The sequence below is a fragment of the Streptomyces sp. NPDC025721 genome, from assembly GCF_055558595.1.
This window is the reverse complement of sequence record NZ_JBVHMF010000002.1, coordinates 344,148-367,689: the sequence shown is the minus strand read 5'-3', so window position 1 is coordinate 367,689 and position 23,542 is coordinate 344,148. Positions and strand designations below refer to the sequence as shown.

The 23,542-nt window shown below is 72.2% G+C and carries 20 protein-coding genes and 1 pseudogene; 4 read left to right on the top strand and 17 right to left on the bottom strand.

Annotation, left to right across the window (positions count from 1 at the left end; genetic code table 11):
• Nucleotides 1–297: 297 nt before the first annotated feature.
• From ACZ4EF_RS05630 to ACZ4EF_RS05600, 7 genes are all read right to left on the bottom strand, one after another.
• Nucleotides 298–1,314: an ABC transporter permease gene (locus tag ACZ4EF_RS05630; RefSeq protein WP_401853103.1), complete on the bottom strand. Its 1,017-nt coding sequence runs from the start codon at nt 1,312–1,314 to the stop codon at nt 298–300.
• A gap of 61 nt (nt 1,315–1,375) precedes the next feature.
• Nucleotides 1,376–3,148: a sugar ABC transporter ATP-binding protein gene (locus ACZ4EF_RS05625; RefSeq protein ID WP_467502915.1), complete on the bottom strand. Its 1,773-nt coding sequence runs from the start codon at nt 3,146–3,148 to the stop codon at nt 1,376–1,378.
• Entirely contained in the window at nt 3,148–4,245 is a 1,098-nt protein-coding gene (locus ACZ4EF_RS05620) for a substrate-binding domain-containing protein (RefSeq protein WP_467502913.1), read from the bottom strand. The genes ACZ4EF_RS05625 and ACZ4EF_RS05620 overlap by 1 nt, the downstream gene beginning before the upstream one ends.
• 453 nt (nt 4,246–4,698) lie before the next feature.
• Entirely contained in the window at nt 4,699–6,204 is a 1,506-nt protein-coding gene (gene araA, locus ACZ4EF_RS05615; RefSeq protein WP_467502911.1) for an L-arabinose isomerase, read from the bottom strand.
• Nucleotides 6,201–7,058, bottom strand: coding sequence for an L-ribulose-5-phosphate 4-epimerase (locus tag ACZ4EF_RS05610; RefSeq protein WP_467502909.1), 858 nt, complete (start codon nt 7,056–7,058; stop codon nt 6,201–6,203). The genes araA and ACZ4EF_RS05610 overlap by 4 nt, the downstream gene beginning before the upstream one ends.
• A gap of 75 nt (nt 7,059–7,133) precedes the next feature.
• Nucleotides 7,134–8,810 (bottom strand): ribulokinase, encoded by a 1,677-nt coding sequence (araB, locus tag ACZ4EF_RS05605; RefSeq protein ID WP_467502907.1) that lies wholly within the window; start codon nt 8,808–8,810, stop codon nt 7,134–7,136.
• Nucleotides 8,811–9,036: 226 nt separating this feature from the next.
• A complete protein-coding gene (locus ACZ4EF_RS05600) occupies nt 9,037–10,095 on the bottom strand; it encodes a LacI family DNA-binding transcriptional regulator (RefSeq protein ID WP_391043637.1) in 1,059 nt (352 codons plus the stop codon).
• A gap of 823 nt (nt 10,096–10,918) precedes the next feature.
• Here ACZ4EF_RS05600 and ACZ4EF_RS05595 point away from each other — a divergent pair.
• Entirely contained in the window at nt 10,919–11,839 is a 921-nt protein-coding gene (locus ACZ4EF_RS05595) for a phosphotransferase (RefSeq protein WP_467502905.1), read from the top strand.
• Nucleotides 11,840–11,891: 52 nt separating this feature from the next.
• On the opposite strand, the gene ACZ4EF_RS05590 is transcribed toward ACZ4EF_RS05595, so the two are convergent.
• The 5 genes from ACZ4EF_RS05590 to ACZ4EF_RS05570 all read right to left on the bottom strand — a co-directional run bounded on the left by ACZ4EF_RS05590 (nt 11,892) and on the right by ACZ4EF_RS05570 (nt 16,583).
• Nucleotides 11,892–12,956, bottom strand: a complete 1,065-nt coding sequence (locus ACZ4EF_RS05590) for an MmyB family transcriptional regulator (protein ID WP_467502903.1) — start codon at nt 12,954–12,956, stop codon at nt 11,892–11,894.
• A gap of 29 nt (nt 12,957–12,985) precedes the next feature.
• Nucleotides 12,986–13,453, bottom strand: coding sequence for a hypothetical protein (locus ACZ4EF_RS05585; protein ID WP_467502901.1), 468 nt, complete (start codon nt 13,451–13,453; stop codon nt 12,986–12,988).
• Nucleotides 13,454–13,618: 165 nt separating this feature from the next.
• The gene (locus tag ACZ4EF_RS05580) at nt 13,619–14,833 is read right to left on the bottom strand and encodes a GDSL-type esterase/lipase family protein (RefSeq protein ID WP_467344392.1); all 1,215 of its coding nucleotides are present in this window, start codon (nt 14,831–14,833) and stop codon (nt 13,619–13,621) included.
• A gap of 6 nt (nt 14,834–14,839) precedes the next feature.
• A complete protein-coding gene (locus ACZ4EF_RS05575; protein WP_355334633.1) occupies nt 14,840–15,418 on the bottom strand; it encodes a TetR/AcrR family transcriptional regulator in 579 nt (192 codons plus the stop codon).
• 230 nt (nt 15,419–15,648) lie between these two features.
• Nucleotides 15,649–16,583 (bottom strand): IS5 family transposase gene (locus tag ACZ4EF_RS05570; protein ID WP_467502899.1). Its coding sequence is split into 2 segments (ribosomal slippage): nt 15,649–16,203 and nt 16,206–16,583, totalling 933 coding nucleotides; the frame shifts between segments, so codons are not numbered across the junction.
• Between the two features lie 69 nt (nt 16,584–16,652).
• Here ACZ4EF_RS05570 and ACZ4EF_RS05565 point away from each other — a divergent pair.
• Entirely contained in the window at nt 16,653–17,396 is a 744-nt protein-coding gene (locus tag ACZ4EF_RS05565) for a hypothetical protein (RefSeq protein ID WP_467502897.1), read from the top strand.
• A gap of 76 nt (nt 17,397–17,472) precedes the next feature.
• Here the strand turns inward: ACZ4EF_RS05565 and ACZ4EF_RS05560 are convergent.
• Both ACZ4EF_RS05560 and ACZ4EF_RS05555 read right to left on the bottom strand, forming a co-directional pair.
• Nucleotides 17,473–17,745: pseudogene (locus tag ACZ4EF_RS05560) on the bottom strand (GNAT family N-acetyltransferase); the annotation flags it as partial.
• Nucleotides 17,746–18,267: 522 nt separating this feature from the next.
• Nucleotides 18,268–18,819 carry a winged helix-turn-helix domain-containing protein gene (locus tag ACZ4EF_RS05555; protein ID WP_467502895.1) on the bottom strand — a complete coding sequence of 184 codons (552 nt, stop codon included), beginning with the start codon at nt 18,817–18,819 and terminating at the stop codon, nt 18,268–18,270.
• A gap of 76 nt (nt 18,820–18,895) precedes the next feature.
• Here ACZ4EF_RS05555 and def point away from each other — a divergent pair, with 76 nt between their 5' ends.
• Nucleotides 18,896–19,489, top strand: a complete 594-nt coding sequence (gene def, locus ACZ4EF_RS05550; RefSeq protein WP_355334644.1) for a peptide deformylase — start codon at nt 18,896–18,898, stop codon at nt 19,487–19,489.
• 40 nt (nt 19,490–19,529) lie between these two features.
• Here the strand turns inward: def and ACZ4EF_RS05545 are convergent, their stop codons facing one another.
• Both ACZ4EF_RS05545 and eno read right to left on the bottom strand, forming a co-directional pair.
• On the bottom strand, nt 19,530–20,129 hold the full coding sequence (locus ACZ4EF_RS05545) for a molybdopterin-dependent oxidoreductase (RefSeq protein ID WP_355334647.1): 600 nt from the start codon (nt 20,127–20,129) through the stop codon (nt 19,530–19,532).
• A 278-nt stretch (nt 20,130–20,407) separates the two neighbouring features.
• Nucleotides 20,408–21,700: a phosphopyruvate hydratase gene (gene eno, locus ACZ4EF_RS05540; protein WP_402712219.1), complete on the bottom strand. Its 1,293-nt coding sequence runs from the start codon at nt 21,698–21,700 to the stop codon at nt 20,408–20,410.
• 153 nt (nt 21,701–21,853) lie between these two features.
• Between eno and ACZ4EF_RS05535 the strand changes: the two genes are divergently transcribed.
• Entirely contained in the window at nt 21,854–22,744 is an 891-nt protein-coding gene (locus ACZ4EF_RS05535) for a winged helix-turn-helix transcriptional regulator (protein ID WP_401853139.1), read from the top strand.
• Between the two features lie 15 nt (nt 22,745–22,759).
• On the opposite strand, the gene ACZ4EF_RS05530 is transcribed toward ACZ4EF_RS05535, so the two are convergent.
• Nucleotides 22,760–23,515: an AraC family transcriptional regulator gene (locus ACZ4EF_RS05530; protein ID WP_355334659.1), complete on the bottom strand. Its 756-nt coding sequence runs from the start codon at nt 23,513–23,515 to the stop codon at nt 22,760–22,762.
• Between the last annotated feature and the right edge of the window lie 27 nt (nt 23,516–23,542).

The following is a 23,542-nucleotide window of genomic DNA, read 5'->3' as shown; positions in this document are numbered from 1 at the left end:
GCATAGCGACGGGAAGTGTCGCAGTCTCCGATGGGTAACGCAACCATTCGGGCCGAAACGATTCAGCCGGATTCGAAGGAGGGCGGCGCCACGCGGCGCGGCCCCCGGACGGCCGTGCGTCCGGGGGCGGAACAGTCCCTGATCGGCGGCTGACCGGCGGGCGGGCGGCGGTCGGTCAGTGGCCCGGCGACGGGCGGCCAGTGGCCCGGCGACGGGCGGGCGGCGGTCGGTCAGTGGCCCGACTGCGGGCGGTCAGCGGCGGGGCGGTGGCCGGTCAGCGGTCGGTTGGATGCCGGGTCAGCCGCGGCGGGCCACGCTTCTCGCCCGCAGCCGGTCGGCGGTGATGGCCAGCCCGAGCACACAACCCAGCACGATATTCGTGTAGTTGGAGTTGATCTGAAGCGTCGTCAGGCCGTTGTTGATCAGTTCGAGCAGGATCGTGCCCGCCACGATGCCGAGAATCCGGCCCTGTCCGCCGACCAGGCTCACCCCGCCGATGACGGCCGCGGCGATGGCCGACAGCTCCCACCCGACCCCGACGCCGCTGGCCGAGCCCACACCCATCCGGCCGAGCACGAAGATCCCGGCGAAGCCGGACAGCAGCGAACTGGTCACGTACATCGAGACGATGCGGCGGTCGCCGCGGATGCCCGCCAGCCGGGCCGCCTCGGGATTGCCGCCGACCGCGTACACCTGGCGGCCGGTGTAGGTGCGTTCCAGGAAGAACCACGCCGCCACGGCCACGACCGCGAAGACGATCAGCGGGAGGGGGATCTGCGCCACGTACGTCTGTCCCAGGTCGCCGAAAGCGCCGTCGATGCCGGTGATGGAGGTGCCGGAGGTGATGGCCAGCGTGACGCCCTGCGCGACGGTGTAGGTGACCAGGGTGACGACGAAGGGCGGCATTCTCAGCCGGGTGACGGCGAGGCCGTGGACGAGGCCGACCGTGCCGGTGACGGCCAGCGTGAGCAGGATCGCGAGCGGCGCGGGCAGTCCCGCGCGGACGTTGAACCAGGACATCAGGATGACGCTGGTGCCCAGCAGCGCGCCCACCGACAGGTCGATGCCGCCGGTCAGGATGACCAGGGACTCGCCGATCGCGATCAGCCCGTACTGGGACAGGTCGAAGCCCATGCCCTGGAGGTTGACGGCGCTGGCGAACGTCGACTTGTCCAGCGCGAGCGCGACGAAGACCACGACGCAGGCCGCGACCACGCCGACCTCGGGCGTCTCGGCCAGGCGGCGGACCGGCGACGTACGGCCGCCGCTCGCGGCGTCCTCCGTGGCCTCGATCGGTGCGGTGCTGGTGGTCATGGCCTCGCCTTCCCATGAGTGCCGACGCCGACGGCGGTCATCGGCAGGGGCCTGTTGTCGTTCATGCGCGTGCCTTGCCCTGACGGTCGGCGCCGGCGCCGGCGCCGGCGCCGGTCCGCGGCCCGAGCGCCCCGGCCTGTTGCCCGGCCTGTTGCCCGGCCTGTTCCCCGGTTCCGTCCCGCGCCCCGTCCCTCTCGCGCGTACCGGGCGCGCCGTTCCGCGTACCGGCCGCGGCGGTCATGATCGCTTCCTTGCCGAACCGGTCGCGGGGGAGGTCGGCGACCACCCGGCCGTGCGCCATCACCACGATCCGATGGCAGATCCACAGCAGTTCCTCCAGCTCAGAGGAGGCCACCAGCACCGCGAGGCCGTCCTGCGCCGCGGTGTCGATGAGGCTGTAGATCTCCGCCTTGGCCCCGACGTCCACGCCGCGGGTCGGCTCGTCCAGGAGCAGCAGCCGGGGCTCGGTCGCCAGCCAGCGCCCGAACACCACCTTCTGCTGATTGCCGCCCGACAGGTCCGAGATGAGCTGTTCCTGGCTGCGCAGCCGCACCCCGAGGTCCTGGACGATCCTGGCCGCGTGCGCCTTGTCCGCCCTCGGCCGCAGGACTCCACGTGCGCTGATCCGGCGCAGCGTGGCCAGCGTGACGTTCCAGCGCACCGAGTGCGCCGGGAGCAGCGACTGGACCTTGCGGTCCTCGGGCACCAGTCCGATCCCCGCCTCCACCGCGTCGGCGGGGTGGCGCGGGCGGAAGTCGGCGCCGTCGAAGACGACCGTGCCACCGGTACGCGGCTGCGCGCCCATCAGCGTGTGCAGCAGGCGGCTGCGCCCCGAGCCCATGAGCCCGGCCACGCCGACGATCTCCCCCGCCCTCACGTCGAGGTCGACGGGCCCGAGGCCGTCCGCGGTCAGCCCGCGTACCGACAGGGTCGTCGTGCGCTCGACGGAGGACGGCGGGGCCAGGTCGGCGCGGGCCAGCTCACTGCCGACCATCTCCCGGATCATCCGCTCCTCGCTCGCCTCCGCCGGGGCCAGATCGGCCACCATCCGGCCGCTGCGCAGCACGATCACCCGGTCCGCGACGGCCTGGACCTCGTCCAGGCGGTGGCCGATGAACAGCACCGCCCCGCCGGCCGCCGCGTGCGTACGGGCCAGGCCGAGGACGCGCTCGGCCTCGACCGGGCCGAGCGAGGAGGTGGGTTCGTCCAGGATCAGCACCAGCGGATGGTGGCCCCACGCCTTGGCGATCTCGATCATCTGCCGTACGGGGACCGGGAACCGCTCCACCGGCCGGTCCACGTCCACCCCGCTGACGCCGACTTCGGCGAGCAGCGCGCGCGCCTCCGCCCTCGTACCGGCGCGGTCGTAGACGACCCGGCCCAGGGTGCGGGACGCCGCCCGCGCGGGACGGCGGCCCAGCAGCAGGTTCTCCGCCACGCTCAACTGCCCGACGAGCGGGAACTCCTGGGCCACCAGGGCGACGCCCAACTCCTTGGAGTGGTCGGGCCGTCCGGCGTGGAGCGGCGTACCGGCGATCTCGATGCTGCCGGTGGTGGGCGTGACGGTGCCGGACAGCACGCCCATCAAGGTGGACTTGCCCGCGCCATTCTCCCCCACCACCGCGACGATCTGTCCACGGGCCAGGTCCAGGCTCGGGATGTCGAGCACCTTCACCGGCCCGTACGACTTGCTCACCGACCGCAGCCGGACGGCGACCTCGGGTGCCGGGGCCCCGTCCGGGGCGGAGGCCGGGGCGGCGGCCGGGGCGGCGGCCGGGGTCTGAGCCGGGGCCGGGGACCGCGGAGCCTCGTACGGGGCCGGACCCGAAGCCATCAGCCGATGCCCAGGTCGGTCAGCTTGGTCTGGTACGCGGCCAGGTTGGCCTGGGTGACCAGGCCGACGCCCGAACTGAGCGTGGTGCCGTCCGACTCCAGATACGGCTTGACGATCCGGAGGGTGGCGTCCTTGCCGAGCACCTTGAACGCGGCCAGCAGATAGGCGCCGGTGTAGCCCTGCTGGTAGGGCTGTTGGAGGACGGTGGCCTGGATGACACCGGACTTGATGAACTTCAGCGTCTGCGGGTCGCTGTCGTCCGAGATGATCTTCACCCGGCCGGACTTCCCCGCGGCCTGCACCGCCTGCCCGGCTGACGGTCCGTCATAGGAGTAGACGCCGTACAGGCCGTTGATGTTCGGGTTGGTCTGGATCGCGGTCTGCGCGTTGGTGAGCGCCTTCGCCGCGTCCATGCCGTCGCTGAGCTTCTGCGCGACCTTGATGCCGGTGCCCTTGAGCGCGTCCTCGAAGCCCTGGATCCGCTCCACCGCGTTCGACGTGGTCAGCGAGCCGACGAGGACGACGACCTGGCCCTTGCCGCCGAGCGCCTGCTTCATGGCCTCACCGGCCTTCTGGCCCGCCTGGTAGTTGGGCGTGCCCAAATACAGGTCCGCGCCGTCCTCCGGCGGCAGCGGGGAGTCGATCGCCAGCACCGGTATGCCGGCGCTCTTCGCGGACGCGATCGGCGCCTTGATCGCCGTCGGGTCGATCGCCGACACGCTCAAGCCCGTGATGCCCTGGCCGCGCAGGGTCTGGATGAGGGAGAGCTGCTGGTCCAGACGGCCGTTGGCGGGCGCCTGGTAGACGCCCTTCACACCGAGGTCGGCCAGGCTCTTGGTGAAGCCGGACTTGCCCGCGTTCCAGTAGTCGACCGCCACGTTGACCACCATGGCCTCGTGCAGCTTCGACAGGTCCTTCCCGGCCAGCGCGGCCTTCAGCGCCGCGTCCAGCTTCGCGAGATTCGCGTCGTTGAACGCGATGTCGCCCTTGATCGTCACCGCCGCAGGGCTCCCGCCGCTCGCCGCGTCGGCCGCGGACGAGTCACCGGCACCGCTCTTACTGCACGCCGTCGCGGACAGGGCCACTGCCAGCGTCACCGCTGCGGCTCCCCATCGTCCGTGGCGGGCAAGGGCCTTTCGGGCGTCGCGCATGGCTGCATCCTGTTCGGGCAGTGGCCTCTCAGCCAGTTTTGTGAGCGCTAACAAATAGTGAGGAACAGAATCACGCAGAGCGGGACATCTGCTCTCTCCTCGCGGTAACTCGCCGATCTCTTACGGCACCAACGGGTGTTCCGGCCGCTGAGCGCGCCGCTGAACAGGCCGGACCCACTGACCCGATCGCCAGGCGCGCCGTCAGCTGTCGCCTATGAGTGTTAGCGCTCACTGATCGGTCGTCAAGACGTTGCACAGAGAAAAACCCGCCTCCGGCGCGGTGGCCGTCGCGGTACGGCTCCCCCCGCGGCGGGGCGCGCGGACAGGGCCGCACCCGCGGACGCGGTCGGCCGTACGGCGCGGGGCGGGTGCGGGGGCGAGGGCAGCTCCGACGGTCAGTCAGAGGCCGCCCGCCAGGCGGTAATACGCCTGATTCCAACGGATCTCCTGGGTGAAGCGGCGCAGTTGGGTGCCGTGGTCGATGAGGAGGAGTTCGGTGCGGAGCATGTCGGCCAGGTCGGCCAGTTCCTCGGCGCCGACGGCGCTGGAGAGCACGGTGTGGTGCGGGCCGCCCGCGGTCAGCCAGGCTTCGGTGGAGGTCCGCAGATCGGGCGCGGGCCGCCACACCGCGCGGGCCACGGGCAGTCGGGGCAGCGGTTCCGCGGGCGCGACGACCTCGATCTCGTTGGCGACCAGCCGGAAGCGGTCGCCCATGTCGGCCAGTCCCACGACGACCGCGGGCCCCGGCCGGGCGTCGAAGACGAGCCGTACCGGGTCCTCCCGGCCGCCGATCCCCAGCGGGTGGATCTCGCACGAGGGCCGGTGCGCCGCGATCGTCGGGCAGACCTCCAACATGTGCGCGCCCAGGATCACTTCACCGCCCGGCGTCAGGTCGTAGGTGTAGTCCTCCATGAAGGAGGTGCCGCCCGGCAGACCGGCCCCCATGACCTTCACGGTGCGCAGCAGCATCGACGTCTTCCAGTCGCCCTCGCCGCCGAAGCCGTACCCGTCGCCCATCAGCCGCTGCACCGCGAGGCCCGGAAGTTGCCGAAGGCCGCCCAGATCCTCGAAGTTGGTCGTGAAGGCGGAGAAGCCGCCCTCGGTGAGGAAGGCGCGCAGACCCAGTTCGATCCGGGCCGCGTACCGCAGCGCGTCGTGGCGCTCGCCGCCCGCCGCCAGCTCGCCCGCCAGCCGGTAGGCGCTCGCGTACTCCTTGACCACCTCCGAGACGGCCGCGTCGTCCACCTCGTCCACGACTGCCACCAGGTCGTTGACGCCGTAGGTGTTCACCGAGACGCCGAACCGCAACTGCGCCTCCACCTTGTCGCCCTCGGTGACGGCGACGTCGCGCATGTTGTCGCCGAAGCGGGCCACCTTCAGACGGCGCAGCGCGTCGTGTCCGAGGGCGGCGCGCATCCAGGTGTGGACGCGGGCCACGACGGCGGGATCGGAGACATGGCCCGCGACCGTCTTGCGGGCGATGCCGAGCCGGGCCTGGAGATAGCCGAACTCGCGGTCGCCGTGGGCGGCCTGATTGAGGTTCATGAAGTCCATGTCGATGGTGGACCACGGCAGTTCGACATTGGCCTGGGTGTGCAGATGCAGCAGCGGCTTGCGCAGCAGGTCGAGGCCCGCTATCCACATCTTCGCGGGCGAGAAGGTGTGCATCCACGCGATCAGACCCACGCACGCCCGGCTGGAGTTGGCGTCGACGACCGTGCCGGTGATGCCGGAGGCGTCGGTGAGCACCGGCTTCCACACGATCCGCACCGGGCCGCCGGGGGTGGCGGCGAGCCGGTCGGAGATGGCGCGCGACTGCTCGGCGACCTGCCGCAGCGTCTGCTCGCCGTACAGGCCCTGGCTGCCGGTGAGGAACCAGACCTCGCGCTCGTCGGACGGTGTCATGCCAGGGCTCCTCGGTCGGCGGGGGCGGCGGTATCCGCGGGATCGGCGGTGTCAACGGGGGCGGCCGGACCGTCGCGCACGACGGCCTGCGGCTCCTGGCCGGCGGGGGGCGGCCCGGCGGGGCCGCCGGAATCGGCGCTATCGGCGGCATCGGCGCGATCGGCCGCCGCCTGCTGCCCGTAGACGTTCTGGTAGCGGTCGTGGAGCCGGTCGATGTCGGCGCGGGTGAGGGGCAGCGGATCGCCCAACTGCCGGGAAATGTGCACGGTACGGGCCACGTCCTCGCACATCACCGCTGCTTTCACGGCCGCGCGGGCGTCCTTGCCGATGGTGAACACCCCGTGGCTCTTCATCAGCACCGCCGGCGAGCGGTGCCCGGCCAGCGTCTCCACGATGCCCCTGCCGATCGAGTCGTCACCGATCAGCGCGAACGGCCCGACCGGGATCTCGGCCCCGAACTCGTCGGCCATCGCGGTCAGTACGCACGGCACCGGCTCGCCGCGCGCCGCCCACGCGCACGCGTACGTCGAGTGGGTGTGCACCACCCCGCCGACCTCCGGCAGGTGCCGGTAGACGTAGGCGTGCGCGGCGGTGTCCGAGGACGGCGACAAGTCGCCTTCCACCACCCGCCCTTCGAGGTCGCACACGATCATCGCGTCCGGTGTCAGCCGGTCGTAGTCCACACCGCTCGGCTTGATCACGAACAGGCCGTGCCCCGGCACGCGCGCCGAGACATTGCCCGCCGTCCAGACGACCAGCCGGTAGCGGACCAGCTCCTGATGCAGGTCGCTGACCTGCTGTCGCAGGCGTACGACGGCCTCTGCGGCAGGGTGCGGAAAGGGGTGACTGCTCATACGGGACCTCGGCGGGGAGTGAGCGTTAACATTCTGGGTGAGCGCTAACAAAGAGCGGTGCCACGAGACGCCGCCCTACGGCTGAGCCGGGGTGTCCGCCTGCGCCCGCCCTCGGAGCGCCCGCAGGCGGTGCATGACATCGCTGCCGCCCCGGCCGAAGTGGTCGTGCAGGGCGCGGTATTCGGCGTAGAGGTCGTCGTAGGCGGCGGCGCGTGCGGGGTCGGGCAGATAGGCGTTGCGGCGCAGGCGGCCCATCGCGGCCGAGGCGGTGCGGATGTCGGGGTGGGCCCCCGCCGCGACGGCCGCGTGGATCGCGGCGCCCAGCGCCGGGCCCTGCTCCGAGGACAGCACGTTGACCGGCCGGTTCAGCACATCGCTGTAGGTCTGCATGAGGAAGGTGTTCTTCAGCAGGCCGCCCGCCGCCGTGAAGTCGGTGACCGGCACCCCCGCGCCCTCGAACGCCTCCACGATGGTCCGCGTGCCGAAGGCCGTCGCCTCGACCAGCGCCCGGTAGATGTCCTCGGGGAGGGTGTCCAGCGTCAGCCCCACCAGGAGCCCCGACAGGTGGTGGTCCACCAGCACGGAGCGGTTGCCGCTGTGCCAGTCGAGCGCCAACAGCCCGTGTCCGCCGACCGGTTGGGCGGCGGCCTTCTCCGTCAGCAGCTCGTGCGGGCTGATGCCGCGCTGCCGGGCCTCCAGCGCGTACGGCTGCGGTGTCGCGGTCCGCACCGCCCAGGCGAAGATGTCCCCCACCCCGCTCTGGCCCGCCTCGTAGCCCCACAGGCCGGGGACCACGCCGTCGCGGACCACCCCGCACATGCCCGGCACTTCGGCGAGCACGTCGGAGTTCATGATGTGGCAGGTCGAGGTCCCCATGATCGCCAGCAGATGGCCGGGGTCCAGGGCCCGCGCGGCGGCGCTGGTGACATGCGCGTCGACGTTTCCGACCGCCACGACCGTGCCCGCGCGCAGCCCGGTCAGCGCGGCGGCCGAAGCACTCAACCCCCCGGCGGCGGTGCCCAGTTGGGACAGCGGGTGGTCCAGCTTCGCCGTGAAGCCGGCGAAGTCCGGGTGCAGGGAGGCCAGGAACGCGGCGTCCGGATACCCCCCGTCCTGGTGGATGCCCTTGTAACCGGCCGTGCACGGATTGCGGTTCTCGGCCCCGGTCAACTGCCAGACGATCCAGTCGGCCGCCTCGATCCACCGGTCGGCCGCCGCGTAGACCTCCGGGTCCTCGCGCAGCACCTGCAACGCCTTGGCGTACTGCCACTCGCTGGAGATCCGCCCGCCGTAGCGGCCGAGCCACGGCTGCCCGGACTCCCCGGCGCGGCGCACGATCAGCTCCGCCTCCGGCTGGGCCGCGTGGTGCCGCCACAACTTCGGGTAGGCGTGCGGGCGTTCGGCCATGTCCGGCAGCTCGCACAGCGGCGTGCCGTCCGCCGTCGCGGGCAGCACCGTACAGGCGGTGAAGTCCGTCGCCACCCCCACGACCTGCTCCGCCCGCACCCCGGCGGCCTCCAGCGCGCGCGGCACGGCGAAGCGCAGCACGTCCCGCCAGTCCTGCGGAATCTGCAACGCCCAATCGGGCGGCAGCTCACGGCCGTTCGGCAGCGCGCCGTCCACCACCCCATGGGTGTACTCGTGGACGGCGCTGCCCAGTTCCTTGCCGTCGTCGACCGCCACGATCAGGGCGCGCCCGGACAGCGTGCCGAAATCGATGCCGACGGTGACGGCGGGAGGATCGGTCATCATGCGTGTCTCCCCATGCGCCGGGGGCTCCGGCAGCCGGTCGCGTACCGATTGCCCTGCGGTGTGAACTCTGCGGCGGTGCGGTCCTGTTCTGTCCTGCGGGACGTGCTGCGGGATGTGCTGCCGGGCTTCCTGCCGGACTCGGTGCCGGTCCGGTGGCCGGACCTGTGGTGACGCGTGCTGCGATCCGTGCCGCGGTGCCGTGCGCCGCCCGTACGGACCGCCGCCCTCAGGACGGGTTGCTGCTGCTGCGGACGATCAGGCGCGGTTCGATGACGACGCGTTCGCCGCCGCGGGTGGTGCCGGACTCCAACTGGTCGACCAGCAGCCGGATGCTGGCCTGCCCGACCGCGGTGAAGTCCTGCCGGACGGTGGTCAGCGGCGGCGCGAAGAACTCGGCTTCAGGGATGTCGTCGAAGCCCGCGATGGCGACCTGGCCCGGCACCGAGAGACCGGCCTCGCGGAAGGCCCGCAACACCCCCAGCGCCATCTGGTCGTTGGCGACGAAGACGGCCGACACCTCGGGTGAACCGCGGCGCCCGGAGCCCGCCGAGACCCGGCCCGCCAGCTCCTGTCCCGCGCGGTAGCCCGACAGCGGCGTCCAGTCCCCCACCAGCGGCGACGGCACCTCGACGCCCGCCTCCTCCAGCGTGGCGCGCCAGCCCTGCACGCGGGCCTCGGCCTCCAGCCAGTTCTGCGGGCCCGCGACATGCCAGACCGTGCGGTGGCCGCCGGCCAGCAGATGGCCCGTGACCAGCCGCGCGCCCAGCTCCTGGTCCACCGAGACGCCGGGGATCGGCAGGCCGTGCCCGCCCTCCACCGTGACGACGGGGAACGGCAGCTTAAGCTCGGCCAGTGCGGCGACGGCCTCCCGCTCCGGCACTATCACGACGATGCCCTCCACCCCCCAGTCGCTGAGGTGGTCGATCGCGTCCGCGAGCGCCTTCGGGGTGTGCCGCCGCAGGGTCACCGCGGAGACCATGTAGCCCTCGTCCCGCGCCGCTTCCTCCAGCCCGAACAGCGTGCTCGCCGGGCCGAACAGCGTCGGATTGCACGCCACCACCCCCAGCGTCAGCGTCCGCCGCGTCACCAGCGCCCGCGCCGACGAGTTGCGCCGGTACCCCAGCGCCTCGATCGCCCGCAGCACCTCCGCGCGCGTGGTGTCCCGCACATTCGGGTGATCGCTCAGCACCCGCGACACCGTCTGATGCGAGACGCCCGCCACCTGGGCGACATCCGCCATGGTGGGGGCCCTGCGGGGCGCTGCCGGGTCCGCGGTGCGAGACATGGCTCTCCGTTCCGTGATGCTGCTAAGTGTTAGCGCTCACAGTCCCATCCGTCAAGGCCGTACGCTCGCGCTTGGCGGAGGAAGACGGGCCTTTACCAGGCCCCCCGCCGGGGGCGACCCTCCCAAGGGCTTGGGCCCCTGAGGGGCACGGGGAAGGCGCCCCGCGCTGGCGCAGGGCCTGCTCTTCAGGGGCGCGGGGAAGGTGCGCCGCGCTGGCGCAGGGCCTGCCTTTAGGGGGCGCGGGGAACTGCGCGCTCAGCCGAAGCGCTCCCGCACCTCACCACCCGCCCCAGCGGGGCAATCCGGTTGTCCCCGGACCACCGGCCGGTGGTGGGTTACCCGCGCAGTTCCCCGCGCCCCTGACGGGGCACCGTCTCTCGCCCGGACGGCGAGCCGATCCTTTCAGCGGCGCGGGGTCCCGCGCCTCACCACCCGCCCCAGCGGGGCACTTCGGCCGTCCCCGGACCACCCGCCGGTGGGGGCGCGGGCCCCGGGCGCACGGGGAAGGCGCGCCGCACTGGCGCAGGGCCTGCTCTTCAGGGGCGCGGGGAACTGCGCGCTCAGCCGAAGCGCTCCCGCACCTCACCACCCGCCCCAACGGGGCAAACCGGTTGCCCCCGGACCACCGGCCGGTGATGGGTTACCCGCGCAGTTCCCCGCGCCCCTGACCGGGCACCGTCTCTCGCCCGGACGGCGAGCCGACCTTTTCAGGGGCGCGGGGTCCCGCGCCTCACCACCCGCCGGAGGGGGCGGGCGGCGCGGACGGCGCGACTGTGGGGATACGGTCACAGAGGGAACCTCACGGCGAGAGGCGGGACGGCGCGTGGTGGAAGTGGACGGGCACGGGCACGTGACGGCCGACGCGGAGGTCGTGCGGTGGCTGGTGCGGGAGCAGCACCCGGACCTGGCGGAGCTGGAACTGCGTCCGGTGGACGGCGGTTGGGACAACCAACTGTGGCGGTTGGGCGAGGAGTTGGCCGTACGGCTGCCGCGTACGCCGCGCGCACCGGCGCTGCTGGCGAAGGAGCGGCGGTGGCTCCCGCTGCTGGCGCCGCGCCTGCCGCTGCCGGTTCCGACGCCGGTACGCGACGGTGAGCCGTCCGCGCGCTTCCCGCGGCCGTGGGCCGTCACGAGGTGGGTGCCGGGCAGTCCGGCGGACCTCACGCCGATCGGCCGGGGCGAGCACGCGGCCGACGCGCTCGTGGGGTTCCTCACGGCGCTGCACCGGGAGGCACCCGTCGACGCACCGGCCAACCCGGACCGCGGTGTCCCGCTGAAGTCCTTGGCCGACGGGTTCGACCAGGGCGTGGCCGCCCTCGCCGAAGGCGGCCTCGACGCACGCCTGGCCGACGGCGCCCGGCGGGTCTGGGCGGACGCCGTCGCCGCCCCCGAGAGCACCGCCCCGCCGACGTGGCTGCACGGCGACCTCCACCCCGCGAACGTCGTCGTCACGGACGGCACCCTCGCGGGCGTGATCGACTTCGGCGAGCTGTGCGCGGGCGACGCGGCGAACGACCTCGCCGCCGCCTGGCTGCTCCTGCCCGCGGGTGCGGCGCCCCGCTTCTTCGCCGCCTACGGCCGTACGGACCCGGCCACGATCCGCCGCGCCCGCGGCTACGCGGTCCGGGCCACGCTCGGTCTCATCAGCGTCGGCCAGGGGGCCGAGAAGGGCCTGCCCGGCGGAAAGCCCACCTGGGGAGTCGCCGGGCGTGCGGCCCTGGAGCGCGTACTGGCCGACGTCTAGGCCCGGTTGACCAGTCCGGTTGACCAGGACCGGTCGACCAGCCCCGGTACGCCTACGCCCGGTCTGCCGGTTCGTCGTCGCGCCGCCCGCCCGGCTGCCGGGACCCGCGGACCTGGTGGCTCGCCCACCAGATCCGGAAGTCCACTTCCCGGAGGCTGAGTTCACCGATGAGCGCGGCCACCTCGGGATCGTCGGGATCGCGGCCCGTGTCCATCGGCAGCGCCGCGACGCACTCGCGGGCGATTCCGCGACCAGTCCGCGTACAGCGCAGCGGTCTGAACGCGGACCGGATGTCGGACGTGGACGGCGTGACGTACACCTCGGACGGCGGCCCGGTGTCGATGGTGCCGTAGGTGGTGTACGACAGGGAGCCGGGGCAACTCCCGCCGCCGATCTGCACGGTACGGCTCGACACGAGCTTGCCGGTGCGCAGTTCGAACACCTTCACCGGGATCGCGATCTTGCGGAATTTCACCTCGCGGGGGAAGTCGGGCAGCAGCTTGTTCTCGTACGGGCAGGTCGTGACCGTCGTGCCGTAGTCCTTGTCGCCGACGCAGACCACGAGTACCGCCTTGGTGACGTCATCGGCCGACCAGGAGCCGGGCAGTTCGCGGGTGAACTCGTCGTCGCCGTAGAACAGCGCGTGGTGGGTGCCCTTGCGGTAGGGGGCGGCGGCGCTGTACTTCGGCGGTTTCGAGCAGTAGTCGGGCTCGGTGTCGGGCGAAGTGCCCAGCAGCGTACGGACGTTGTCCAGCTCGATGGTCAAGGTGGCCTGCTCGACGCCGCTGCGGGCCTCGGCGGCGAGCCGGTCGCCGGGGTACTGGTCGAGCTGCTGCTGGTAGCGGTCGCGGGCCTTCGCCCACTCCTTGGCCTCCATGAGGTCGTCACCGCAGCCGACGAGCGCGGCGGGCGCGGTCTTCGGGACGACGGCCGCCGCCCGGTCCAAGTCGCCCTGGACGGAATTGTGTTGGCGGAGCCAGTCGGTGACCGTGACGGTGTCGCAGGGCACCTTGGTGGGCAGTCGGCCGAGGAAGCCGTTCAGCACGGTGTCGACCATCTTCTCGTGGCCCGGCAGATCCGCGAGTACGGCGGCCAGGCCGTCGAAGCCCGCCGTCAACGCGTGGGTGTCACCGCTCAGTCCGGTGGTCAGCTCGTGCTGCGCCGCGCCGAGCCGGCGGCAGGCCGTACCGTACGGTCGCCGCTCGCGGTCAGCGGCGCGTCGGCCACGCGGGGGCCGAACCAGAGACCGTCCTGGGCGCGCAACGCCTGGGCGCAGTCGCCGCTCCGGCGCGCGGCGGCCACCTTGCCCTCGGTCCGCGAGGCGTCGAGCCGCAGCAGCCCCGCGACCAGCAGCATCGGCAGGAGGACGGCGAGCGCGATCACCCGCTGCCGAAGGACCGGGCCCCGGCGGCCGAGCAGCAGGTAACCGGCGCTGAGGAGTGAGGCGTTGGCGAGGGCGACGGCCAGCGGGTCGCGCGAGCGCCCGCCGTCGCCCGCGCCCCTGACGGCTCCGGTGACGGCCCGGCCCGCGCAGCCGTCCCCGTTCCCGTCAACGAGGCCCGGACGCCGCCCCGGCAGATAACCCGGCGGGGGCCCCGGCGGCGGCTTCGGCACGCCGTCCTGTTCGGATACGTGCCAGGGCTCGGGGTCCGGTGCGGCCTGGGGCGGGTGGTTCCTCTCGGTCCCCTTCGTCGGGCGGTGGGCGGCGGCCGTCGCCCATTGTCCCCACCTGCGCCGGGAGGGGTCCCGGACGCACATCCGCCCTGTTCAGGGGTACTGCTACCGGCTCGCGGCGAAGGCGCCGCTCTCCGCGAAGACCCGCTCGGCGAAGCGTTCGCCGATACGCCGGTGGGTGGCGGCGTCCGGGTGCAGCTCGTCGGGCAGCGGCAGTTCGGCGTAGTCCGCCTCGCCGTAGAGTTCGCGGCCGTCGAGGTAGTACAGGTGCGGGTCGGTGGCCGCGCGCTCGGCGACGATCCGCTCCAGCTCCGCGCGGATGACGGTCAGGGTCAGCTTGCCCGCCGCCAGCTCCGCCGGGTCGCCGGTGGCGCGGAACCGCAGCTTTCCGGTGCTGAGCGCTTCGAGGTCGAAGGCGGCGGGGCCCGGGGTGTTCTCGTGGATCGGGCTCAGGATCGGCGAGACGACCAGCAGCGGGGCGTCCGGGTGGCCCTCGCGGATGGTGTCGAGGAAGCCGTGCACCGCGGGGCCGAAGGCGCGCAGCCGCATCAGGTCGGCGTTGACGATATTGATGCCGATCTTCACGCTCACCAGGTCGGCGGGCGTGTCGCGCAGGGCGCGGGCCGTGAACGGGTCGAGCAGTGCGCTCCCGCCCAGGCCCAGATTGATCAGTTCCACACCGCCGAGGGAGGCCGCGAGGGCGGGCCATGTGGTGGTGGGGCTCGCCGCGTCGGAGCCGTGGCTGATCGAACTGCCGTGGTGCAGCCAGACCTTACGGCCCCGGTCGGGGACCGGCCCGACGGGCGCGTCGGTGCGCAGCGCGACGATCTCGGTCGTCTCGTTGTGCGGCAGCCAGATCTCGATGTCCTTGTCCGCGTCGGGCAGTTCGGCGAAGCGGAGGGTGCCGGGGTCGCCGGGCTTGTGCTCGGCGGTTCCGGTGCTCATGTCGACGGTCAGGGTGTGGCCGCCGGCCACGCTGCCCTGGCCCGCGGGGCGGCCGTCGACCAGCAGGTCGTAGAGGCCGTCGGGGCGCGGCGGCGCGCCCGCGTACACGCGCTTGGTGGGCAGCGTGTCCAGCTCCACGGTGGTGGCGCGGGTGCGGAACACCAGCCGTACGCCGGAGGGTTGGGACTCGGCCATGGCGAGCTGGGCGTCGGCGCACTGGGCGCGGGCCCGCGCGGGCAGCCGGTGCGGTAGTACGCCGTGTCCGGTGGGCTCCAACTCCAGTGCGCCGCGCACCAGTTCCGCGCCCTCGGGCGTGGTGAACAGGGTCGTGGTCCAGTCGCCGTGTTCGGTCCGTGCGTCGTTCTCGGTAGGCATTGCTTTTCAACTTCCGTCTTTTTCCGGCCAGTTCTTCAACAGGGCGTCGAGGGCGTCGATGACGCGTTCCCAGGTGTCCTGGGTGTCGGGCGCGCTGTGGCTGAACCCGCCGCCCATCTCCAGGCCGACGTAGCCGTTGAACACGCTCCCGAGCAGCCGCACCGCGTGCGTCTGGTCCGGCTCGTCGAGGTCGTAGCCGCGCAGGATCGCCCGTGTCATCTCCGCGTGCCGCCCGCCCGCGCTCGCGGCGGCGGCCTGCGGATCGAGGCGGAACTGGGCCGCCGCGTACCGTCCGGGGTGCTCCCGGGCGTAGTCGCGGTACACGTTCGCCAGTCCGGCGAGCGCGTCCTTCCCGGCCCGGCCCGCCAGGGCGGCGGCACCGCGATCGGCCATTTCCGCCAGTGCGAGCTGCGCGATCCCGGTCTGGAGATCGTGCGAATTCCGCACGTGCGAATACAGGCTCGCGACCTTCACGTCGAACCGCCTGGCCAGCTCGGAGACGGTCACCGCGTCGAATCCGACCTCGTCGGCCAGCTCCGCCCCCGCCCGCACCAAACGCTCCCGTGTCAGCCCTACGCGCACCACAGCCGTCCTCCTCATTACCTAAGTCCATCATGCACATACCTAAAGCCTTTAGGCAAATGACCGCAGCCCGATGTAACGGCGGACCCTGCTCATGGTCGTACCGCCGCCGTGAGGCCGCGCGGTGTGGCACCGCTCGGTGCGGTGTCGCTCACCGCGGGGACCGCTCGCCGTAGAGCCCGCTCGCCGTGGGACAGAAAAGCCCGGGGCCCGGCTCGGAGCTGTCCGGTCGATCATGTGCGGAGCCAGATGACGAGGGCCGCGACGGTGACGGTGCCGAGGTACACATAGCCGCGTTTGTCGTAGCGCGTGGCCACGGCCCGGGGCTGCTTCAGCTTGTTGATGGCCCTCTCGACGGTGTTGCGTTTCTTGTAGCGCTGCTTGTCGAAGCCTGGTGGTCGTCCGCCGCGTGACGCCTTGCGGTGACGAGTGGCCTGGCTATCGGTCTTCTCCGGGATGGTGTGCCGGATGTTCCGTCGGCGCAGGCTGTCCCAGCAGGGCCCATTGCTGTAAGCCTTGTCCGCGGCGAGGCTGTCGGGCTTCTTGCGGGGCCTGCCCGGCCCGGTGCGCGGCACTCGGATCTTGTCGAGCACCGGCTCCAACTGGGTGCAGTCGGCCCGCTGCCCGGGCGTGATGACCAGGGACAGCGGCCGGCACCGACCCTCGGCGCTCAGGTGGAGCTTGGTGGTGAAGCCACCCCGGGAGCGGCCCAGGCCCTCACCTGCTTCACCACCTCCACCAGGCGGGCGTGAAGGCTTCGCCACGGCGGTTCGCGCTGGTGTTCCACGCCCGCGTCCCCTTTTGGCTCGCCCGGCGCGGGCGGCGGGGTGATGCGGGCTCCCGCCGCATGCTGGTGTGCGCGCACTACCGTGGAATCCACACCCATGTCCCAGTCGAGCTCACCTGCGGCATCGGCCGCGGCCTGCACCCGCTGGAGCAGCCGCTCCCAGGTTCCGTCCGCCGACCACAGCCGGTGCCGCTCATAGATCGTCTTCCACGGGCCGAAGCGTTCGGGCAGGTCACGCCAGTGCACGCCGGTCCGCACCCGATGCAAGATCCCGTCGATCACCTGCCGGTGATCCCGCCACCGCCCGCACCGACCATTTCCCACCGGCAGGAACGGCCGCAGCCGTTCCCACTCCGTGTCCGTCAGATCGCCCCGCCCCATGGCCCAGACAACGATCCGAGGGGGTGACAGTCACACGAGCCGACAATTCCCTGGCTTACGCTCCTGAGCATGACCAAGTTCTTCGCCACGGTGTGCCTCCCGCCGACCACACCACGGAAGGTTCCACAGGCGATAGCCGCAGCCATGGCGCCCTACGACCTCAACCTCCACCCCGAGGGCTGGAATCCGGGTGGCCACTGGGACTGGTGGACCATCCACTCCACCGCGAACAACGCCTACCTCGTATTGCCCACGCACGACGGCGACCCCCGACTCCTCACGGCCTCAACCGTGCCACGCGGGAAGGCCGAACTCGATGCCCTCGGGCCACTGGAATGCTACGGCGGACCCCGGGGTCTGCTCGACTTCGACGCCATGCGCACCCGAGCGGCGAGCAAGTACGACGCCCTGTTCGGCGTCTGGAGTGAGCTGACCGCCGTGCACCCACCGGCCCACCCGCTCACCGACTTCGTCGCTCGCCACAAGGCGGAGCCTGGCAGATACTCCCTTGCCGACGCCAAGCGAGAGCACCTGGCCCAGCCGCTGGTGCAGGACGTGGCCCAGCGGGCCGCCGAGGGAGACCCCTACTTCGACACCTCGTTCCTGCTCAACGACCCAGTCGCGTACTTCGCGCAGGAACACCAGGCCGCCAAGTCGTGGTCGGTACGGTGCGCCGTGCCCGGCGCAGCCTTGATCAGCCTCGATGGCTCATGGATGAACGCCGACCACGACGACTACTGGGATCAGGCCAACCGCTACCTTAACGACCTCGACGCAGAGGCCGTCGTCCTCGACCTCCTCTGTCACTGCTGAACCGCGGGCCGCACTCGTAGAGATCGGCCCGGCACCTCCGGACGGAAGCCCATGATCGGCCGGACAGGCCCTCGTCGATCGGGAAGCGGTAGACCGTCGACTCGCGGGCCCGGAAGCCCAGCCGCTCGTAGAGCCGGTTCGCGGCGGCGCGGTCGGGGCGGGACGTCAGATCCACCGTCCGGGCGACGAGCGGCGTGTGGGCGTCGCACGCCACCAGCCGGTCGATCGGCGCGGCGTCGAGGGGGCGCGCCGTCGCGGACAGCCGCGGCAGCAGCCGGGCGAAGGCGTCGCCGAGTTCCTGACCGGTCTCCGGGCTGATCTCCCGGACGATCTCCACGCGGGCGTCCACGCGGGCGTCCAAGCGGGGAGCCTGTCCATCCGTTCCGGCCGCACCGACGCGCCGGAGCCGGGGCGGGCTTGGCCGTAAAACCGGTTGGGCGGGCGATGCGCCGTTGGTAGCGTCCGCAGGACCGTCACACCAGGCGAGGAGGTGGAACCCGTGAAGGCCGGTTCTGACGGGGTGCTCCCTGTCCTCCTCACGGCGTGGACGGCCCGCGTGGACGTCACCGCAGGCGCCGGGATCGCCCGGTCGCTTCCCGAGCGCAACACCGCCTGTCTTCTGTGCGGTTCACCGCGCGGACGACGTCAAAAGGCGTCCGTGAACGAGACGTCGCCATGGGTGAGGTCAATGGCCCGCTCCGGCCGCCGCTTTCCCGCTCAGAACAGCCGGCGCTCCTGCTGCTGGGCCACCTCGGCGGCCCGCACAAGAAGGCGCCGCGGACGCTGGGGCGCGCGCAACGCCCTGTGACCGACGCCGGTTCTCCCGCGCCGGCCCCCGTACACCCGCATCGACACCCTGCGACCTCAGGCCCTAGCCCTCGTCGGGCAGCAGCGGGAAGAGCCGTGCGACGACCGCGACCGGACGGGCCGCGGCGGGGCGGGCCGCCGGATTCGGCTCCCGGTCGCGGTAGCGGGCGAGACTCTGCCGGATCGCGTCGGCCACGGCGGCCATCTCCTCCGGGGTCAGATACGCGACCGCGCTGAACGCCTCGTCCTGCCGCCACGGGGCGGGAGCGCTGTCGCGCTGGGTCTGCCAGCGCCGGTAGCTCTCGTCCTCCAACCCGCGGGCCAGCTCCCCGAATTCCGTCGCGGGACCCTCCCCCTTCGCCGGCTCCCCCGCCTGCCGGATCCGCCACGGCCGGGCGCGGCCACCGCTGTGCGGGGCCTCCTCGATGTAGCCGTAGCGCGCGAGTTGCCGCAGATGGAACGAGCACAGGCCGGAGCTGTAGCCGAGCCGCCCGGCCGCCTGTGTGGCCGTGACCGTACCGACCTCGGCGAGCAGGCCGAGCAGGTCGCGGCGTACGTCGTGGTCGGGCAGACCGCTGTCCGCCGAGGTTCCGGTCTCCGCTTCTTCTTCTGTCACTTTGCAAAGCCTGCTACTTTGCAAAGAGCTTTGCAAGCTCCTGGCCGACGCCACCGCTCCGAGGAGAGTGAGCCCCTTGGTCTCCCGCCCCTTCGACGTGTCCGAGCGCGCCGTCGTGCGCGCCATCACCGTCACCGGCGACGACATCCTGCACCGCCCCTGCCGCGAGGTGACCGAATTCGGGACCACGGAACTGGCCGAGCTGATCGAGGACATGGTGCTCACCATGCACGTCGCCGACGGCGCGGGCCTGGCGGCCAATCAAGTGGGCGTCGGCCTGCGGCTGTTCGTGTACGACTGCTGGGACGACGACGGCGTCCACCACACCGGGCACCTGGTCAATCCCGTGCTCGACGAACCCGCGCCTGCCGACCGGCGGCTCGTCGACGACGCCGAGGGCTGTCTGTCGGTGCCGGGCGCGACGGTGGACGTGCCGCGCACCGACCACGCCGTGGCGCGCGGCTTCGACCAGTACGGCGAGCCGGTCGTCATCGCGGGCAACGGCCAGTTCGGGCGCTGCCTCCAGCACGAGACCGACCACCTGGACGGCCGCCTCTACCTCGACCGCCTCTCACGGCGCGACCGGCGCGAGGCGCTGCGTCAGATGGCCGACCGCCGCGAACACGTCTTCGCCCTGCGCGCGGCCAGGGCCGCCGAGTTGGGCCGCTGACCTCCGCGCACGGGGCTCGGGGGACGCGACAGGCCGGTCGTCACACCGCCGGGCCGTCGCCGTCCTCCTCCTGGTGGGTGTAGCGCTGCTCCTTCCAGGGGTCCGCGAGGTTGTGGTGGCCGCGCTCCTCCCAGAAGCCGCGCCGGTCCGTCGTCATGTACTCGATGGCACGGAGCCACTTGGGCCCCTTCCAGCTGTACAGATGCGGTACGACCAGGCGTACGGGGAAGCCGTGTTCCGCGGTGAGCTGGTCACCGTTGTGGTGGGTGGCCAGCAGGGTGCCGTCGGCGGTGAAGTCGGCGAGCCGGAGATTGGCGCTGTAGCCGTACTCCGCCCAGGCCATGACGTGGGTGGCGTGCGGCGCCGGGGGCGCCAGGTCCAGCAGGGTGCGGGCGGTGACGCCGAACCACTCGTGGCCGGTCGAGGTCGTCCCGGACGCGCAGTGCAGGTCGGCGGCGACCGTGGCGCGCGGCAGCGCGCTGAACTCCTCAAGGGACCACGTGTGTTCGCCGCCGGCGGCGGTGGCGCCGAACACCTTCAGGCTCCACCGGTCCGCCCGGAATCTGGGCACGGGTCCGTAGTGCGAGACGGGCCAGCCCCTGACCTTGCGCTGTCCCGGGGGAAGCTCGTCGTTTCCCACTGGGTGATCGTCCTTCCCTGCGGGTCGATGCGGGTCGATGGCACGGCGGCGGTCCCGGTGGTGCGGTGGAGTTCCAGTGGCGCGCTGGAATCCGGTGGTGCGGTGGAGATCCAGTGGCGCGCTGGAATCCGGTGGTGCGGGGAGATCAGGCGTCCGCTCATGCGAGGCCAGACACCGTTAACGATTATCACATGCGGCGGCATCCGGCCCTTTCGCCTCGCATTCGCCGGGCGCCCCACGAAAACCGTTCCCTGGACCCGCTCGCCCCCGGACACGCCCTAGCGCCGCAGCCCGAGCGCCTCGCGGCCCGCGTACCGCGCCTGCGTCCCCAGCTCCTCCTCGATCCGGATGAGCTGGTTGTACTTGGCGGTGCGGTCGGAGCGCGACAGCGAACCCGTCTTGATCTGGCCGCAGCCGGTCGCGACGGCCAGGTCGGCGATGGTGGTGTCCTCGGTCTCGCCGGAGCGGTGCGACATCACGACGGTGTAGCCCGCGCGGTGCGCGGTGCCGACGGTCGCCAACGTCTCGGTGAGCGTGCCGATCTGATTGACCTTCACCAGAACGGAGTTGGCGACGCCGTCGCGGATTCCCTCGCGCAGCAGCGTCTCGTTGGTGCAGAAGACGTCGTCGCCGGTGAGCTGGCAGCGGTCGCCGAGGCGCGCCATGAGCAGCCGCCAGCCGTCGCGGTCGTCCTCGGCCATCGGGTCCTCGATGGACGCCACGGGGTAGTTCGCCACCAACTGGGCCAGGTACTCGGCGTGTTGCTCGACGCTGCGGCGTACGCCCTCGCCGGTGTAGTCGTAGACCCCGTCGCGGAAGAACTCCGACGCGGCGGGGTCCATGACGACGGTGATGTCGGTGCCGGCCTTGTACCCGCTGCGCTCGACGGCGCGTACGACGAAGTCCAGCGCCTCTTCGGCGGTCCGCAGGTCGGGGGCGAAGCCGCCCTCGTCGCCGACCGCGGTGCTGTGCCCCGCGGCCAGCAGGTCGCCGCGCAGGGTGTGGAAGACCTCGGAGCCGATGCGTACGGCCTCGGCGAAGGTGGCCGCGCCGATCGGCGCGATCATGAACTCCTGGAAGTCCAGCGGATTGTCGGCGTGCGCGCCGCCGTTGACGATGTTCATCATCGGCACCGGCAGCAGCCGGGCGTCCACGCCACCGACGTAGCGGTAGAGCGGCAGCCGGTGCGCGTGCGCGGCGGCCTTGGCGGTGGCCAGGGAGACGCCGAGGATCGCGTTCGCGCCGAGCCGGGACTTGTCGGGCGTGCCGTCCAGCTCGATCAGCGCCGCGTCCACGGCGGCCTGGTCCTCCGCCTCCAGGCCGACGACGACGTCCACGATCGACTCGTTGACGGCGTCGACGGCCCGCCGAACTCCCTTGCCGTGGAAGCGGGCAGGGTCCTCGTCGCGCAGTTCCACCGCCTCGCGGGCGCCGGTCGAGGCTCCGGAGGGTACGGCCGCGCGGCCGGTGGAACCGTCGGCCAGCTCGACGTCGACCTCGACGGTCGGATGGCCCCGGCTGTCGATGATCTCGCGGGCGACGACGCGGGTGATGGTGTTCCTTGCGGCCATGGCGGTGGTGCTCCTCACGTGCGGTGCGGACGACAACGACGCGGACGACGACGACGCGAACGGCGACGACACGGACGGCGACGACACGGACGGCGACGATTAAGTTCCGAACGAGAACAAAGTGAGTTCAGAAAGTGAATGTACTCTGTGCGGATGAGGATGCACAACGCCGACGAGGACTGCGGGATCGCCCAGGCCGCCGTGGTGATGGCCGACTGGTGGAACGTGCTCGTGCTGCGCGAAATCGCGCGCGGCCACGTGCGGTTCGACGCCCTGGCCTCCGAACTCGGCCTCTCCCGCAAGGTGCTCACCGAACGGCTCGGCGCGCTCGTCGCCCGCGGCGTCCTGCGGCGCAGCCTCTACCAGCGCCGCCCGGTCCGCTACGAATACCTGCTCACCGACTCGGGACTCGCCCTGCTCCCGCTGCTGGTGGCGATGCAGGACTGGGGCGACCGCTGGGTCCTCGGCGACGGGTCGGCCACGGCGACCGCGCCGCCGGACGGGGCGGAGCACGCACGCGTACACGCCCTGGCGGGCGGCGGTACCGATACGGGTACGGGTACGGGCGCGCGGCTGCCCGCGGATCTCCGACTGCCCGCGAGCGACGGTGCCGAGCGCCCCGTCGTCGCGCCGGACGCCGCCGCCACCGTCCTGTTCACCTACCCCGGCACCGGCGTCGACTGGGGCGAGGACCCGATCCCCGGCGCGCCCGGCTGCACACTGGAGAACCGGCTCTTCCGCGACGCCTACGCCGACTTCCGCCGCGCCGACGTCGCCGTCCACGGCGTCAGCACCCAACTCCCCTACGAACAGGCGGCCTTCGCCACCGCCGAAGCCGTCCCGTACCCGCTGCTCTCCGACGCCCAGCAGCGTCTGGCCGCCGCCCTGCGGCTGCCGACCTTCCGCGGGGCCGGGCGGCTCCGCCTCAAACGGCTCATCCTCGTCCTCGCCCCCGACCGCACCGTGCGGCACGTCCTCTTCCCCGTCGAGGACATTCCGGCGGCCGTCGAGGAGACGCTGCGCCTGGCGACGGCCGGTCCCTGACCGTCCGCGCAGGAACTATCCGGCCTGGTCCCGCGACTGGTGGGCGCCCGGCGTATGGCCGAAGGTGCGGCGGAAGACGTCGATGAAGGCGCTGGCGGACGACCAGCCGCACCGGTGGGCCACGGCGGTGACCGGTGTGTTCTCGGCGAGCAGCACCAGGGCGTGGTGGAGGCGGAGTTGGGTGCGCCACTGCGGGAAGGTCATGCCGAGGTCGCTCTTGAAGAGCCGGGACAGCGTACGGTCACTGGCGCCGACCTGGCGGCCGAGGGCGGTCAGCGTACGGTCGTCGGCCGGGTCGGCGCGCAGGATCGCGCACAGGGACCGGAGTTGGGGCGCGGCCGGCCAGGGCAGGTGGAGCGGCTGCTGCGGTGAGGCGCGCAGTTCGTCGAGCAACACCGCGCGCAGGCGGGCCCGTTCGGGGCTGCCGTCGTCGGGGGTGCGGGTGTGGGCGAGGAGCAGTTCGCGCAGCAGGGGGGCAACGGCCAGGACGGTCGGGGTGTCGAGGCCGAGCGGGTTCTCGTTCTCCGGGAGGCCGACCAGGTGGAGTTCGAGTTCGCCGTGGGCCTGGTGGGCGTGGACCGTACCGGCGGGGACCCAGATGGCGCGGGTGGCGGGGGCGACCCAGGAGCCCGCGCTCGTGGTGATGGCCAGCACTCCGCGTCCGGCGTAGACGATCTGGTGGTCGTCGTGCCGGTGCGGGTCGATCTCCGCGCCGGGGGCCAGCCGCTCGGTACGGGTCGGCGCGACCGGCTCATGGCGGATTTTCGTCATTGGTTGGCAGTTTATCGGAAGCCCGAC